This is a genomic window from Achromobacter sp. ES-001, assembly GCF_019448355.1.
GTDB lineage: Bacteria > Pseudomonadota > Gammaproteobacteria > Burkholderiales > Burkholderiaceae_B > Achromobacter > Achromobacter spanius_B.
Genome location: NZ_CP079940.1, coordinates 6,305,499 through 6,319,287, shown reverse-complemented (window position 1 = coordinate 6,319,287; position 13,789 = coordinate 6,305,499). Strand labels below are relative to the sequence as shown.

The following is a 13,789-nucleotide window of genomic DNA, read 5'->3' as shown; positions in this document are numbered from 1 at the left end:
CTCCGGTCCTGTCCGGACCGGAAAGCCATTGCGTTTGCAGGGCGCGCGTTGCGGCTATTTCAGCGTCTGGCCCTTTGTTTCAGGCATGCGGATGAAGGTGATCAACGTGATCACGGCGCCGGCCAGCACGTAATAGAAGAACCATCGTTCCATGCCACGGCTTTGCAACCAAGTCAGCAGGTAAGGCGTGGTGCCGCCCAGCAGCGCCACCACCAGGTTGTACGGCGTGCCGATACCGACGGCGCGCACGCTGGTGGGAAATTGTTCCGACATGATGGCAGGCGCAATCGCCGTGTACATGGCGTACAGCACCAGGCCGAACAGTTCCACCGCCAGGATCGAGCCAAACGACGGGCCCAGCGTCGTCATCAGTGGGTAGAAGAACACCAGGTAGCCGGCCGCAAAGAAGATCAGCTGCGGCTTGCGGCCGATGCGGTCGGACAAAATGCCGAACAGCGGCTGCACCAGCATGAACACGATCAAGGCCACGGTATTGGCGGCGAACGCGGTCTTGGGGTCCGCGCCCACCTGGCGGATGGCATACGTGGGCACATAGGCCACGAAGATGTAGAACGCAAACGTGGTCAGCACCGAGAAGCCCACGATGCGCAGCACTTCACGCGGATGGTCGCGTAGCAGCGTGCGCAGCGGCTGCTTTTCGATGCCGGTCTTCTTGGCGTGCGAAAACGCTTCGGTTTCCGGTACCGAACGGCGGATCCACATGCCGGCCAGCCCACCGAAGGCGCCGATCAGGAATGGAATGCGCCAGCCCCACGAGGCCATGTCGGCCTTGGTCAGCGTGGACGTCAGGATCCAACCCACGGCGGACGCGGCCAGGATGCCCACGGCGGCGCTGAAAAACACAAAGCTGGAATAGAAACCGCGCTTTTCAGGCGGCGCCATTTCAGCCAGAAAGGTCGTGGCCGAGGCATACTCTCCGCCCAGCGACAAGCCTTGCAAGAGGCGCGCGGCGGTCAGCAGCAGCGGGGCAGCCAGGCCGATGGTGGCGTAGGTGGGGGTGATGGCGATGATGAGCGAACCGCCCGCCATCATCAAAATCGTCAGGCCCAGCGCGGCTTTGCGGCCGTAGCGGTCGGAAAAGATGCCCAGCACCCAGCCGCCCACCGGTCGCATGAAAAACCCCACCGCGAAGATGCCGAAGGTGGCAAGCAGCGCGGTGGTTTCATTGCCTTCCGGAAAGAACTGGCCCGAAAAAAAGATGGCGAACGACGCGTAGATGGTCCAATCGAACCATTCGACCGCATTGCCTACACTACCGGCCAGGATGGTGCGTGACCGGGATATGGGCGCGGCGGCAAGCGCGGCGGCGGGCGCGGCGCTTACCCCTTGCTTGCTGCGCAAGGTCGCGGATGGGCTGCTCATGACGTCCTCAACATAAGAATTTATTTTTAGTCAAAAAGACCGTTTAATTTTGTGTTTTTATCAATGCGCGAACGTTAGATTAATGAATATGGTCACGTCAAGTAAGGGTAAGCCCCTAATGCCGGCGCTGGACGACACCGATCTGGCCTGCCTGATCGCGTTGCAGGCAGACCCCCGCGCGTCCTGGCGCGAGCTGGGCGCGGCCACCGGCATCGCCGAACGTACCGTGGCGCGTCGCATCCGCCGCTTGATGGACGCCGATGCGCTGCGCGTCATTGCCGAACCCGACCCGTTGGCCATGGGACAAGGCGTGGTGTTGCACGCGTGGGTGCGCTGCCGGTCTGGCCGCGTGCCTGAGGTGGCCGAACAGTTGGCGAGGCTGGACATCAGCCAGCTGGTCGTCACGCTGGCCGGCACCGCCGATCTGATGGCCGAACTGACCCTGGCCGATGCGGCCGACATGCCCGACGTGGTCACCCGCGTGCTGCCGTCGATCGACGGCGTCGAACATGTGGAAGCGAGGCTGGTGCTGCGGCCATTTCGTCGTGCCGGGCAGTGGCGCATCCAGGCGCAACCGGACGCCGTGCCGGACGCGCCGCAGGCCCAGCCGCCCGCCGCGTTAAGCGATGCAGAGTCGCGCATGGTGGCGCATCTGATGCGCGACGGCCGCGCCAGCCTGGCCGAACTGGCCGAGCAGGCCGGCGTCAGCGAACCCACCGCGCAGCGCCTGCTTTCCCACCTGGTCGAGCGCCGGGCACTGAGCTTTCGCGTCGAGGTGGAGCCCGCGTTGGTGGGCTTTCCGGTTGAGGCGGTGATCTCGGTGCAGGTGCGGCCGCAAGCCGTCGACGCCATGGCGGCGCATCTGGCGCTGGACCCGCACACCCGCTGCCTGTTCGGCACCAGCGGGGCGTCGCAGTTGTTCTGGCACGTGCTGTGCCGCGACAGCCTGCATCTGTGGGAAGTGACCACACGCCGGCTGGGCGAACTGGACGGCGTGCTAAACAGCGAAGTCGGCGTGGTGATGCGGGCGCACAAGCGTTGCGGCATCGTGCGCGCGGGGGCGCGCCTGGCCAGCAACGGCGACGGCGGGGATTGATGCAGCGCGGCGCGCTCGCCAGATTTACAGCCGCTGCCCGCCGGTGGCGTCGATGCGTTGACCAGTGATCCAGCGCCCTTGATCCGACGCCAGGAAAGCCACGATGTCGGCGATATCCTCGGGCTGACCCACGCGGCCCAGCGCTACGCTCTTGGCGATGACGCGGCTAAGCTCCGGGTCGCGTGCACGTGGGTTCAAATCCGTGCTGGTGGCGCCGGGCAAAACCGCGTTCACCGTAATGCCGCGCTCGCCCAACTGCTGGGCCAGCAGCAGGCTCAACGCTTCAAGCCCCGCCTTGGCAGGCGCATAGACGCTCATTTCCGGGTAGGCAGCCCGCGTGCCCATCGACGAAATATTGATGATGCGGCCGTTGTCGCGCAGGAACGGCAGGGTCTGCTGGATCAAAAAAAAGGGCGACTTCAGATTCACTTGCAGCACGCGGTCGAAGTCTTGCGGCGTGACATCTGCAAGCAGCGCGCGCAGCCCCACGCCCGCATTGTTCACCAGAATGTCCAGCCCATCCACGCCATTGCGTTCCAGCAAAGTGCGGCGCAGATCGCGCGCCAGCGTGGTGGCCCCGTCCGCCTGGGAAAGATCGGCTTGCAGCGTCCACGCGTGGCCGCCTTCGCGCTGGATCAGGCCGGCGACTTCAATCGCAGCGTCGCCCGCGGCGTTGTAGTGGACGGCAACATGCGCGCCGCGCTTGCCCAGCGCCAACGCAATGGCGCGGCCAATGCCACGGCTGGCGCCCGTGACCAACGCTGTCTTGCCGACAAGACTGTCCGGGGTTTGGTTCTGGCTCATGCGGTCTCCGTTTCGTAGCTTGTCCATGCCTGATGCGCTTCCAGCTGGCGCGCCTGCAACAGCAAGGCGTTGCGATCCACCTTGTTGGTGCCGGCCCACGGCAATTCGCTGACGAATCGGATGCGGCGCGGGCGTTGATAGGCGGGCCCATTGGCCAGGGCATGTTGCTTCAGGCCGTCGGCATCCAACGCGCTGCCGTCGCGGCGCACGACAAAGGCGACCGGGATCTGGCCGCGTTCCTCGTCGGCCAACGGCACCACGCAGCTTTGACGCACGTCGGGATGCAACTCAAGCAGCTTTTCCACTTCAACGGGATAGATGTTCTCGCCGCCGCATACGAACATGTCGTCCGCGCGCCCGACAAAATAATAGAAGCCGTCCGCGTCGCGGCGCATGACGTCGCCGCTGTAATACCAACCGTCTTGCAGCACCTGCGCACTTTTTTCAGGCAGGTTGTGATAGCCGGACAACACCGCCGGATTGCTCATCAGCAGCACGCCCTCATCGGCGCTCGGACCGTCCGCCAACCGCACTTGCGAAGGGTCCAGGGGGTGCCCCACCGATAGCGGCGGCGTGGGCAGGCCGGCGGGATGCGGGCCGAACACGGCGGGTCCGGCTTCCGTGGTGCCGTAGCCGTGCGTGATGGTGGCCTGCGGCAACGCTTCTTGTATGCGCTGATAAAGCGCGACGGTCATGGGAGCGGATCCCAGCATGACGCGCCCCAACGCCGACAAGTCGCGGTCACGCAGCAAGCCGGGCTCTTTGACCAGCCGTGCGAACATCGTCGGCACGGCCGTCAGCACGGTGATGCGATAGCGTTCCAGCGCGTCGGCATAGGCGCTGACGTCGAACGCGGGCTGGATCACCAGCAGGCTGTTGCTGGCGAACGCGCGCTTGGCCATGAAGAGCCCATTCATGTGAAACAGGGGTTGTGCCAGAAGATAGCGCTCTTGACGATCGCGTCGGGGCGCGGCGCCCGAGGTGGCGGCAAGCGCCCATAACTGCCCCGCGTGCGTCAACGGCACGCCCTTGGGCTTGCCGGTGGAACCGGACGTGTAAAGCATCTGCGCGACGTCTTCGGAAGCGGGCGTCACGCTGGCAAAGTGCGCGGGCTGAATCTGGGCGGCAAAGCCCTCTGGCCCCGGGTCGTCGAAGTCCAGTACGGGCACGGTGTTCTCGAACGATGCGCGGCGTGCGCTATCGACGAACGCCAGCGCGATGTCCGCGTCACGGATGACGTAATCGATGTTCTCTTGCGTCTGCTTGATGTTGATCGGCACGGCCACGAAGCCGGCGCGCATGATGCCGAAATACGCAATCAGGTACTCGGCGCGATTCAACGCGGCGATGGCAATGCGCGAACCCGCTGGCAGCCCGCGAGCCGTCAGCCATGCGGCCACGCCGCCGGCGCGTTCGCGTATCTGCCCGTGCGAGTAATGGACGGGGGCATCGGGGATGCGCAGGTCTACGATGGCGGGCAGATCGGCGGGCACGCTCGGGTCCGTCAGGTCGCCCAGATTGTTCAGGGTATGCGTCATGAAAATGTTCCGGCGGTGGGGGCTTACTGCTTATGCAGCTTGGGGTTAAGCGCGTCGTTCAGGCCGTCGCCAACCAGGTTCAGCGACAGCACGGCAAGCATGATGGCCACGCCCGGCACGGCGCAGATGTACCAGGAAGATCGGATCAGGCTGCGGCCTTCGCCGACCAGCCGGCCCCAGCTTGCAATGTTGGGATCGCCCAGCCCCAGGAACGACACGACGGATTCATACAGAATGGCGCCCGCCACAACCAGCGACGACATGACGATGACGGGGGGCAGCGCGTTGGGCAGGATCTCGCCGGCCACGATGCGCAACGGGTTCATGCCGACCGCGCGGCACGCCTGCACGAATTCCCGCTCTTTGAATGACAGGAATTCGGCACGCGTCAGCCGGGCAATGGGCGGCCAGGACACCAGCCCGACCGCCAGCGTGATGGCTTCGATATGCGGTCCCAGAATCGATACCACCGTCAGCACGAAAACCACGTTCGGAATGATCTGGAACAGCTCGGTGACGCGCATCAGCGCTTCGTCAATCCAGCCGCCGAACCAGGCGGCCGCCGCGCCGATGCTCACGCCGATCAGCGTGGCGGCGGCGGCCGCGACCAGACCGATCAACAGCGTGGCGCGCGCGCCGTGCGCGATCAGGGCGGCAATGTCGCGTCCCATCGAATCCGTGCCCAGGGGGTAACGCCAGGATTCAAAAGGCCAGATCTCGGGCGCGCCCACAATGCGCAGCGGATTGGTCGGAAACAGCCAGCCGGCGCCGGCGGCCAGCAGTGCCACCAGCAGCAAGACGATCGCGCCGGCCACCGCGCCGCGGTTGCGCACGAATCGTGCGGCGAACGATGCGGGCGGGGGCGCAAGCCGGGTAGCGGGCACGGCGGAAAATGCAGGGGATGTGGACATATCAGGCAGCCTTGATGCGCGGATCCATCCGCGTGTAAAGCAGGTCGACGATGATGTTGGCAACCACCACCACGAAGGAACTGAGCACCAGAATGCCCAGCACCACCGGGTAGTTCCGGCTCATGACGCTGTCGAACAGTACGCCGCCGATGCCCGGCCAACTGAATACAGCTTCGACCACGATGCTGCCGCCCAGCACCGCACCCAGTTGCAGGCCCAGCAGCGTAACGATGGGCAGCATCGCGTTGCGCAGAATGTGTCGAAGCACCACGGCCGTACGCGTCAGGCCCTTGGCATGGGCGGTGCGCACGTAGTCCATGCGGCTGACTTCCAGCATCGATGCCCGCATCACGCGCGCATACGCCGCCGAATAGAACAGGCCCAGTGCAATGGCGGGTAGCGCCAGGTGGTGCAGCACATCCAGCGCCTGCGTCCACCATCCGCCATCCAAGCCGATGGTGACCATGCCGCCCACGGGAAACCAGCCCAGCTTCACGGAAAACAGAATGATCAACATGATGCCCAGCCAGAAGCTGGGCGCGGCAAAGCACAGCACGGCAAACGCCGAGACCGCACTGTCCCACCACGTGTTGACCTTGATGGCGGACACGATGCCCGCCGCCATGCCCACCAGCACGGCGATGGCGATGCTGGCCAGCATCAGCACCAGCGTGGCCGGCAGGTGCGCCAGGATCACATCAAGCACTGGCAGGTTATGCCGGTACGAGTAGCCGAAGTCCAGGCTGGCAACCGATCCGATGTATTTCAGCAATTGCACCGTCGGCGGCTGGTCCAGTCCGTACGTCACGCGCAGCCGCTCGATCAGCGCCGGGTCGGTGACCTGCTGCTCGGCCGTCATCACGTCCAAGAACGTGCCGGGCACGGATTGGATCAGGGCGAAGTTAAGCACCACCACGCCCAGCAGCAGCGGTACGGCCTGGAGCAGGCGGCGCAAGATCAGGCGCAAGGGCATGGCGGGCCTCTTACGCTTGCAACCAGACATCGGCCAGGGTTTCGCCCTGGACGTTGGCGCCGGTGGTGAAGTTGCGTACGTTCTTGCCGGCCAGCGTGAAAGACTGGATTTCAACCAGCGGCACAAGCGGCACGTCGGTCGAGGCCAGGCGCGCGAATTGCGCGGCCAGCGCCTTGCGGGCCTCGGGCGCGGTCTCGACCGCCAGCTTGGCCACCACGGCGTCCATCTCGGGGTTCGAATACCCCGTGGCGTTGCGGAAGGCGGCGCCTTTGACAATGCCGTCGGTGGTGAAGAACTGCGTCACGGTCGGCACCAATTCCAGCGGCGACGTGAAGTTGGCCACCGCGATGTCGTAGTCGTAATCCCCATAAATGCGCTTGAGCGCCGTGGCGCGGTCCACCGAATCCAGCTTCACGGCAATGCCCACGTCTTCAAGCGCCTGCTTCAGGTACTGGCCCAGCTTGGCGTTCTCTTCAAACCACGCGGCTGCCACCAGGTTCACGGTGAAGCGCTTGCCGTCCTTGACGGGCAGGCCCGCCGCGTCCAGCAAGGCGGCGGCCTTCTTCGGATCGAAGGGGTAGCGCGGCACGTCCTCGGTGTAGAACAGCGGGTTGCTGCTGAAGACGGGGGCGATGGCGGGCTTGCCTCGGCCGTAGTAGATCGTGTCGACGATGAACTGTCGATCGATGGCATGAAGAATGGCCTGGCGGACGTCGCGTCGGTTGACGATGTCGCGGCGCTGATTGAATTCCACCGTGACGGTCCACGCGGTGTTCTGGTAGCCCCGCGTGTCCACCACGACCTTGCCGGTTTTCACCAGGCGGTCGATGTCGCGCGCCGGCACGGGGTTGGAATAGGCCAGGCCCAGCTCCCCCGTTTCCAACGCGGCGCCGCGCGAGGCCGGGTCGGACCACCAGCGGATAATCAGCTTGTCCAGATTCGGTTCGCCCGGCTTCCAATACTGGTCGTTGCGCAGGTATTCCACGTGACTGCCGCGCACCCATTTGCCGTATTTCCATGGGCCCGTACCAACGGGCGTGTTGTTCAGTGGGTTGGTGATCAGGTCCTTGCCGTCATACAAATGCTTGGGAACCAGCAACTGATACTGGCCGGACAACGTGGACTTCAAAAAGAACTCCGGCACCGGTGCGTTGAACGTCAGCACAACCGTGTGCGCGTCCGGGGCAGTGGCGTCCGCCAACGACTTCAGCGCGATGCCGGCGGAAATCGGCTTCCAGTGCTGCAACACGTTGTAGACCACGTCGGCGGATGTGAAGGGCGTGCCGTCATGCCAGGTGACCCCTTCGCGCAGCTTGATGGTGTAGCTGCGAAAGTCCGCCGCCGGGGTCACGCTTAGCGCCAACGCCGGTTGGAATTTCAAGTCGGCATCCAGCTTGAGCAGCCGTTCCAGAATCTTGGTGGACGTCTGAAAAGGGCTGGATCCGCCGCCGCCGGGCACGAACAACGCTTGCGGCTCCAGGCCGCCCCAGCTCGCGACCAGCGTGCCACCCTTGCGCGGCGGGCCGGCGTCCGTACCCGCTTGGGCGGTGGCGGCGAGCAGCGTGCGCGGCACCGCGCCCAGCGCGCTGGCGGCCAGGCCGCTTGCGGCGGTTCGGGTCAGGAAGGCGCGCCTTCCGAGGCGCGGGGCTTGAGTCATGATGGGCATCCTTATGGTGTTGCGCTGTCAGCCTTGGCTGAGCGTGGCGTAGGTGGCGCGGCCGATGGCGACAAGTGCGCCCTGATCGTTGTAGAGGTCCACATCCGCCACGCCGACGCTGCGACCATTGCGGCGCACGCGCGCCACGGCGGTCAGCCCGGTGTTGATGGCGGGCCGCAGGTAGTCGACGCGAAAGTTGATGGTGGGCAGGCCACGGCCCAGCAGCATGCCGACGGCAAAATCGCCTACCGTGTCGATCACGGCGGCCAACGGGCCGCCATGCCATTGGCCGCTGGCGGCACCCCGTTCGAACTCCGGCCGCATCGGCGCCAGCACGGTCAGTTCGCCGCGCTCGTGATCCACGGCGCTGACAGACAGGCCCAGCCATGCGATGAAGGGCGAATCGTCGAATTTGGCCTGTATCTGGCTGGCGTTCAGCACCGCGCTCATGAAGTCACCAGCACTTTGCCGACGATCTTGCGATCTTCCAGCGATGCCAATGCCTGAGCGCCTTGCGCCAGCGGCCAGGTACGGTCCACCTGCACGTGCAGCCTGCCGCTGCGCACCAGTTCCAGCAGCTCATGCAGGTCGTCGCGGTCCCAGCCGTTCGAGCCGCGTATCTGAAGTTCGAACGTCCAGATGTATCGCAGGTCTTCCTTGGGGTCGAACCCCGCCGTGGCGCCGCAGGTCAGCAGGCGGCCGCCCAGGCGCAGGCAGCGCAACGATTTCACCCACGTGTCGCCACCGGTGAAATTCACCACGACATCCACGCCGCCCGACTTGGCGCCGCGACGGCGGGCAGGGCGGCCAAAGCGTTCCTGCACGGCCTTCAGGAAGTCTTCCTCGGTGTACAGGATGATGTGGTCGGCGCCCAGCGCGCGCAGTGCCTCGCCTTTTTCCGGCGTGCCCACGCAAGCGATGACTTCGGCGCCAGCCAGCTTGGCCAATTGCACCGCACATACGCCCACACCGCCGCTGGCACCCAGGATCAGGACTTTTTCGCCAGCCTGGATCTGACCGATGCGGTTCATCATGCGCAGCGCGGTGCCATAGGCCACCGGCAACGCCGCGGCCTGTTCGAAGCTGACCTCGTCGGGCAGCCGAATCAGCTGGTGCGCGGGTACGCGGCAAAGCTCGGCCAGACCGCCATGGATGGTCTCGCCCACCAGCCCGCCGTCCACACGGTCGATCGGGTCCACCAGCACGCGGTCGCCGGCTTTCCAGTCGTGGACGTTTTGGCCGGTCTGCACGACCTCGCCGGCCACGTCCAGGCCGATGATCACGGGAAAGGGCAACTTGATGCCGGGCATGCCACGGCGCGTGAATACGTCGTGGTAGTTCAATGATGACGCACGCACACGAATGACGACGTCATCCGGCCCGGCGACGGGGTCAGGGAATTCGGTTTCCAGGCGGAGCTTGTCGTTGCCGCCGTGTTCACGCAATACGATTGCTTTCATGAATGCTTGAGGGAAAAAGGAATAGGAAAAATAGGAAAAAATAGGAAGAAATAGGACGCCGGCTTACCAGGACGCCACGCCGGCAATCGCCTGGCGGGTGATGGCAAGACCATGGGCAAGGGCGCTGCGCCGCCACACGCTGGATATCGGCACGAAGGCGTCGACCAGGTCGGCGCGCAACTGCTTGTCGCGCGCGGCGTCGGGTGCCAGCGGGGCCTTGAAACGCAGCCACTGGTCCAGCCTGAGCGCGGCCCGCATCTGCAAGCCGCGCGTGCCGAACTCCACGACGGCGCCTGCCAGGGGGCGGCTGCCCAACGCCTGCTGCACGCCGCGAAACACAAGGCCCTGGTAGTCGGGTCGCGCCAGGCCATGCGGGCGCTGGTCGCGCACGCGTTCGGCGCCCCACCATTGGGCGGCCCGCGCCTGTTCTGCGCTGCCTTCGTCGTTGAAGCACAGGAAGAACGGTTCCCCGTATTCACCGATGCCGGTGTGCCAGTCGATAAACGACACGCGCTGGCTGGCGGCCAGATGTTCGTCGACGATGCGGCGCAAGATGCGGTTGGACCATTCGGGGCCGCTGCCGCCGTAGACCAGGCCGTCCGGATGGGTGTACTGGCCGCTGGCCGTTGTGTTGAACAGCACGTCGGCGCCGTGGGTCGCGCCAAATTTTTCGACCTCGCGCGCGCCGGCCGCCAGGCTGGATTCCGTCCAGGCGGCCGGGATCAGGTGCGGATGCAGCGTGGCGTAGTGCGGGTTGGCCGGCGTGGGGCGCGTGTGGTCAATGAAGTTGCGATTCAGGTCGACGTTGTTTTCAGTCGTGCGCGAGTCATATGCGTAGCCGTACGGGTTCAACGCGTGCACCAGCACGACGTTGACGTCGTCCGGCAAGGGCGTGCCGCCATCGGCGCGCAGCCAGCCGATCTGCACGGCGGAGCCCGCCGCGCCTTCCAGCCCGTGCGTGCCGCTGATCGCCAGATGCGTGCGGGGCGCGTCGACGCGGCCCAGCACGGCCACATCCACGCTCAGCGCGCGGCCGTGTGGGTCTTTCAATGTGGGATGTTCATGGCGGGACAGCACCGCGCCACGCGCTTGGGCTATCGCCACAAAGGCGTCGCGCGCCGCCGCGTAGTCGGTGCTGAAGCAGTCCCAATAATCGGGCAGGGCGTCGCTCATTTCAGGCCGCCTCTTGCACAAAAACTTGCAGCGCACCCGCGCCTGCCTCGGGCGGCACCACCAGTTCGCCTTGGGCGTTGGCGCGATAGTTCACCTGATTGGCGTCGAACAGCGCGCGCGTTTTTGCCAGGTCGCGCACACCGATGACCGATCCGGCAAACCAGCCGCCGCCCGCCGATGCCGGCAAGCCGGCCGGAATGCGAACGCGGGGGTAACGCTGTTCAAACGCGGCAGGGCTGAGGAAGTCGATGCGCAGGCTGCCGCGACGCACTTGCAGGCCGTTGTCGGGCAGCGCGCTGATGGCAATGGCGCCGAACACGCGCTCATAACCCGCACGCAAAGAGGCGGGATCGGGGTGCACGGCGACCAGCGATTCGATGCGCCGAGCGCCATTGGCGTGGTCCTGCCATTGCGGGCGATACACCAGGTGGCGCGTCAAGTGGCCGCACGTGAAGAAGTCGGGCACGCCCAACAGGCCGGCCGGAAAATTCGTGTTGATCCACGCCGCGTCTTCACTGCCTTCGGGCAGATGCACGGGGCGTCCGCCGCTTTGCGGATCGTCAGCCGTAATGCCCAACCGCGCCAGTTCCTGGTGCACGGCCGTGCTGTCGGTGGTTTGCAGCGCGGTGGCGACGGGGCCTTCGTAGGCATCGTCGTAACCGCTGAAGCGCGACTCGGCTTTCAGTTCTTCTGGGAAATAAAGCAGTTCCAGATAGTTCGCATCAAGAATGATGGTCTGGTTGCGCGTGCCGCGATGGTGCCTGCCTTGCGGGGCCAGGCTGAATCCCAGCTTCACGTAGCGGTCCGTCGCCGCCTGCAGATCGTTGACCCGGATGATGTAGTGGTCTAGGCCGGTGACTGAGGGAAGAGACATGGAATTCCTGGATTCGCGTTGGGAAGACCTGAAGTCTGTCGCACGTGGCGGCGCGCTTGAACGATTGAATTCGCATGTGGATATCTGGTTTTCATTTCATGTCGCGTACGACGGGCTGCGTGCCTGATCCAATATGAACAAATGAGAAATCAGCATTTCGCCGTGCGTGTGGCGCGGGCCTACTATCGGCGGCTTCCCCCCGGCAGAACCATCACGTCGCCTTGCAAGCCCGGCATGCCTGTGCGGGTCTACCTAGGCGGCGCAAGGCTTGAACCAACATGACCCAATTGCTTCACATCCAGAATTTGACGGTGGACCTTCCGCCGGGCGCCGACCGACCGCACGCATTGAAAGACCTGACGCTTAGCGTGAAGGCGGGCGAGATCGTGTGCGTGGTGGGCGAAAGCGGGTCCGGAAAATCGTTAACGGCGGGCGCCGTCCTGGGCCTGTTGCCGCAGGGCGTGCGGGCCAGCGGCGGACAGATTCATTGGGAAGGCCAGGACCTGCTGCAAATGTCGTCCGAGGCCTTGCGCCGTTTGCGCGGCCGGCGTATTGGCATGATCTTCCAAGAGCCCATGACGGCTTTGAATCCGCTGCGCACCATCGGCGATCAGATAGGCGAGGTCTTTCGCACCCACACCCGTCTGCCGAACGCTGAAATCGCGCGGCGCACGCTGGACCTGCTCGAGTCGGTCCGCCTGCCGAATCCCAAGCAGGCCGTACATGCCTATCCGCATGAACTGTCTGGTGGCCAGCGCCAGCGCGCGATGATCGCCATGGCTCTTGCCCTGGAGCCGGCGCTGCTTATCGCGGATGAACCGACGACCGCGCTGGACGTCACCACGCAGTCGCAGATACTGCACTTGATACACGACCTGCAACGGCGCAAAGGCACGGCGGTATTGTTCATCACGCATGACTTCGGCGTGGTCGCCGAGATTGCGGATCGGGTGGCGGTGATGCAGCAGGGGGTGTTGGTCGAATGCGGTTCCGCTGAGCAGGTCCTGGAGCGCCCGCAGCACCCGTACACGCGCGCGCTGATTGCAGCGGTGCCGCCGTTGGAACCGGCCGCCGTGCGCGCGACGCTGGACGCCGATGCGCCGGTCATCTTGCAGACCCGGGCGCTGTCCAAGACGTATCGCAAGCGCGGCGCGTTCTGGCGTCCGGACCGCGTGACGCATGCGCTGGACAACGTCGGCCTGACGCTGCGAGAGGGCCAGACGTTGGGCATCGTCGGCGAAAGCGGATCGGGCAAGTCCACGCTGGCGCGCACGCTGCTGGGCTTGCAGGCGCCCAATGCGGGCAGCATCGTGCTGGCGGGCGAGCCGCTGGCGTTCAAGGGAGCCACCGCGCGCCGCACGCATGCCAGGCGCGTGCAGATGGTGTTCCAGGATCCGTATGGGTCGTTGAACCCGCGCCAGCGCGTGGGTGAAATCGTGGCGCAAGGCCCGATGGTGCACGGCATGCCCCGGCGCGAGGCGTGGGCGCTGGCGCAAGAGCTGTTTGAGCTGGTCGGCCTGTCGGCGGATGCGGTTAAGCGCTATCCGCACGAATTTTCGGGCGGACAGCGGCAGCGCGTGGGCTTGGCGCGCGCCCTGGCGATGCGGCCGCGCGTGCTGATCGCGGACGAACCCGTCTCGGCGCTGGACGTGTCGGTGCAGGCGCAAGTGCTGGCGTTGCTGGCGCGGCTGCGCCAGCAACTGGGCTTGTCCATCGTGTTCATTACGCACGATCTTCGGGTGGCGGCGCAGGTCTGTGATCACGTGGCCGTCATGAAAGACGGAAAGATCGTGGAGGAGGGGGGCTGCGCGGACGTCTTCAGACACCCCGCGCATCCGTACACGCAAGCGCTGCTTGCCGCCGTGCCTGGCCGCCGCTGGGACCCGGGCAGCGTGGCGGTGCGACAAGCGGCCTGATGCG

At 65.3% G+C, this 13,789-nt stretch carries 13 protein-coding genes; 3 read left to right on the top strand and 10 right to left on the bottom strand.

Annotated elements, in window-relative coordinates; genetic code table 11:
- Positions 1–54 precede the first annotated feature (54 nt).
- Positions 55–1,383 carry an MFS transporter gene (locus tag KYT87_RS28580; protein ID WP_120157248.1) on the bottom strand — a complete coding sequence of 443 codons (1,329 nt, stop codon included), beginning with the start codon at positions 1,381–1,383 and terminating at the stop codon, positions 55–57.
- 82 nt (positions 1,384–1,465) lie between these two features.
- Here KYT87_RS28580 and KYT87_RS28575 point away from each other — a divergent pair, with 82 nt between their 5' ends.
- The gene (locus KYT87_RS28575; RefSeq protein ID WP_046802997.1) at positions 1,466–2,479 is read left to right on the top strand and encodes an Lrp/AsnC family transcriptional regulator; all 1,014 of its coding nucleotides are present in this window, start codon (positions 1,466–1,468) and stop codon (positions 2,477–2,479) included.
- Between the two features lie 24 nt (positions 2,480–2,503).
- Here the strand turns inward: KYT87_RS28575 and KYT87_RS28570 are convergent, their stop codons facing one another.
- The 9 genes from KYT87_RS28570 to KYT87_RS28530 all read right to left on the bottom strand — a co-directional run bounded on the left by KYT87_RS28570 (position 2,504) and on the right by KYT87_RS28530 (position 11,869).
- A complete protein-coding gene (locus KYT87_RS28570) occupies positions 2,504–3,283 on the bottom strand; it encodes an SDR family oxidoreductase (protein ID WP_219991391.1) in 780 nt (259 codons plus the stop codon).
- On the bottom strand, positions 3,280–4,821 hold the full coding sequence (locus KYT87_RS28565) for a class I adenylate-forming enzyme family protein (RefSeq protein WP_219991390.1): 1,542 nt from the start codon (positions 4,819–4,821) through the stop codon (positions 3,280–3,282). Before KYT87_RS28565 ends, KYT87_RS28570 begins: the two co-directional genes overlap by 4 nt.
- A 23-nt stretch (positions 4,822–4,844) precedes the next feature.
- Positions 4,845–5,732 (bottom strand): ABC transporter permease, encoded by an 888-nt coding sequence (locus KYT87_RS28560; RefSeq protein ID WP_219991389.1) that lies wholly within the window; start codon positions 5,730–5,732, stop codon positions 4,845–4,847.
- 1 nt (position 5,733) lies between these two features.
- Positions 5,734–6,705 carry an ABC transporter permease gene (locus KYT87_RS28555; protein ID WP_104142585.1) on the bottom strand — a complete coding sequence of 324 codons (972 nt, stop codon included), beginning with the start codon at positions 6,703–6,705 and terminating at the stop codon, positions 5,734–5,736.
- Between the two features lie 10 nt (positions 6,706–6,715).
- Positions 6,716–8,362, bottom strand: coding sequence for an ABC transporter substrate-binding protein (locus tag KYT87_RS28550; protein WP_219991388.1), 1,647 nt, complete (start codon positions 8,360–8,362; stop codon positions 6,716–6,718).
- A 27-nt stretch (positions 8,363–8,389) separates the two neighbouring features.
- A complete protein-coding gene (locus tag KYT87_RS28545; RefSeq protein ID WP_046803002.1) occupies positions 8,390–8,812 on the bottom strand; it encodes a PaaI family thioesterase in 423 nt (140 codons plus the stop codon).
- A complete protein-coding gene (locus KYT87_RS28540) occupies positions 8,809–9,822 on the bottom strand; it encodes a zinc-binding dehydrogenase (RefSeq protein ID WP_046803003.1) in 1,014 nt (337 codons plus the stop codon). Before KYT87_RS28540 ends, KYT87_RS28545 begins: the two co-directional genes overlap by 4 nt.
- 63 nt (positions 9,823–9,885) lie before the next feature.
- Positions 9,886–10,995, bottom strand: a complete 1,110-nt coding sequence (locus tag KYT87_RS28535; RefSeq protein ID WP_219991387.1) for a M14 family metallopeptidase — start codon at positions 10,993–10,995, stop codon at positions 9,886–9,888.
- A 1-nt stretch (position 10,996) separates the two neighbouring features.
- A complete protein-coding gene (locus KYT87_RS28530; RefSeq protein ID WP_120157242.1) occupies positions 10,997–11,869 on the bottom strand; it encodes a VOC family protein in 873 nt (290 codons plus the stop codon).
- Between KYT87_RS28530 and KYT87_RS29945 the strand changes: the two genes are divergently transcribed.
- Together KYT87_RS29945 and KYT87_RS28525 are read left to right on the top strand one after the other, a co-directional pair.
- Positions 11,868–11,996: a hypothetical protein gene (locus KYT87_RS29945; protein WP_255444113.1), complete on the top strand. Its 129-nt coding sequence runs from the start codon at positions 11,868–11,870 to the stop codon at positions 11,994–11,996. The two genes, KYT87_RS28530 and KYT87_RS29945, sit on opposite strands and share 2 nt — an antisense overlap.
- Positions 11,997–12,147: 151 nt before the next feature.
- Positions 12,148–13,785: an ABC transporter ATP-binding protein gene (locus KYT87_RS28525; protein ID WP_219991386.1), complete on the top strand. Its 1,638-nt coding sequence runs from the start codon at positions 12,148–12,150 to the stop codon at positions 13,783–13,785.
- The last annotated feature ends 4 nt before the right edge of the window (positions 13,786–13,789 follow it).

What these genes read in the sequence shown, in the direction of transcription:
- KYT87_RS28580 (WP_120157248.1), bottom strand. Translation starts at nt 1,383, where the DNA reads ATGAGCAGCCCATCCGCGACCTTGCGCAGCAAGCAAGGGGTAAGCGCC.
- KYT87_RS28575 (WP_046802997.1), top strand. Translation starts at nt 1,466, where the DNA reads ATGAATATGGTCACGTCAAGTAAGGGTAAGCCCCTAATGCCGGCGCTG.
- KYT87_RS28570 (WP_219991391.1), bottom strand. Translation starts at nt 3,283, where the DNA reads ATGAGCCAGAACCAAACCCCGGACAGTCTTGTCGGCAAGACAGCGTTG.
- KYT87_RS28565 (WP_219991390.1), bottom strand. Translation starts at nt 4,821, where the DNA reads ATGACGCATACCCTGAACAATCTGGGCGACCTGACGGACCCGAGCGTG.
- KYT87_RS28560 (WP_219991389.1), bottom strand. Translation starts at nt 5,732, where the DNA reads ATGTCCACATCCCCTGCATTTTCCGCCGTGCCCGCTACCCGGCTTGCG.
- KYT87_RS28555 (WP_104142585.1), bottom strand. Translation starts at nt 6,705, where the DNA reads ATGCCCTTGCGCCTGATCTTGCGCCGCCTGCTCCAGGCCGTACCGCTG.
- KYT87_RS28550 (WP_219991388.1), bottom strand. Translation starts at nt 8,362, where the DNA reads ATGACTCAAGCCCCGCGCCTCGGAAGGCGCGCCTTCCTGACCCGAACC.
- KYT87_RS28545 (WP_046803002.1), bottom strand. Translation starts at nt 8,812, where the DNA reads ATGAGCGCGGTGCTGAACGCCAGCCAGATACAGGCCAAATTCGACGAT.
- KYT87_RS28540 (WP_046803003.1), bottom strand. Translation starts at nt 9,822, where the DNA reads ATGAAAGCAATCGTATTGCGTGAACACGGCGGCAACGACAAGCTCCGC.
- KYT87_RS28535 (WP_219991387.1), bottom strand. Translation starts at nt 10,995, where the DNA reads ATGAGCGACGCCCTGCCCGATTATTGGGACTGCTTCAGCACCGACTAC.
- KYT87_RS29945 (WP_255444113.1), top strand. Translation starts at nt 11,868, where the DNA reads ATGGAATTCCTGGATTCGCGTTGGGAAGACCTGAAGTCTGTCGCACGT.
- KYT87_RS28530 (WP_120157242.1), bottom strand. Translation starts at nt 11,869, where the DNA reads ATGTCTCTTCCCTCAGTCACCGGCCTAGACCACTACATCATCCGGGTC.
- KYT87_RS28525 (WP_219991386.1), top strand. Translation starts at nt 12,148, where the DNA reads ATGACCCAATTGCTTCACATCCAGAATTTGACGGTGGACCTTCCGCCG.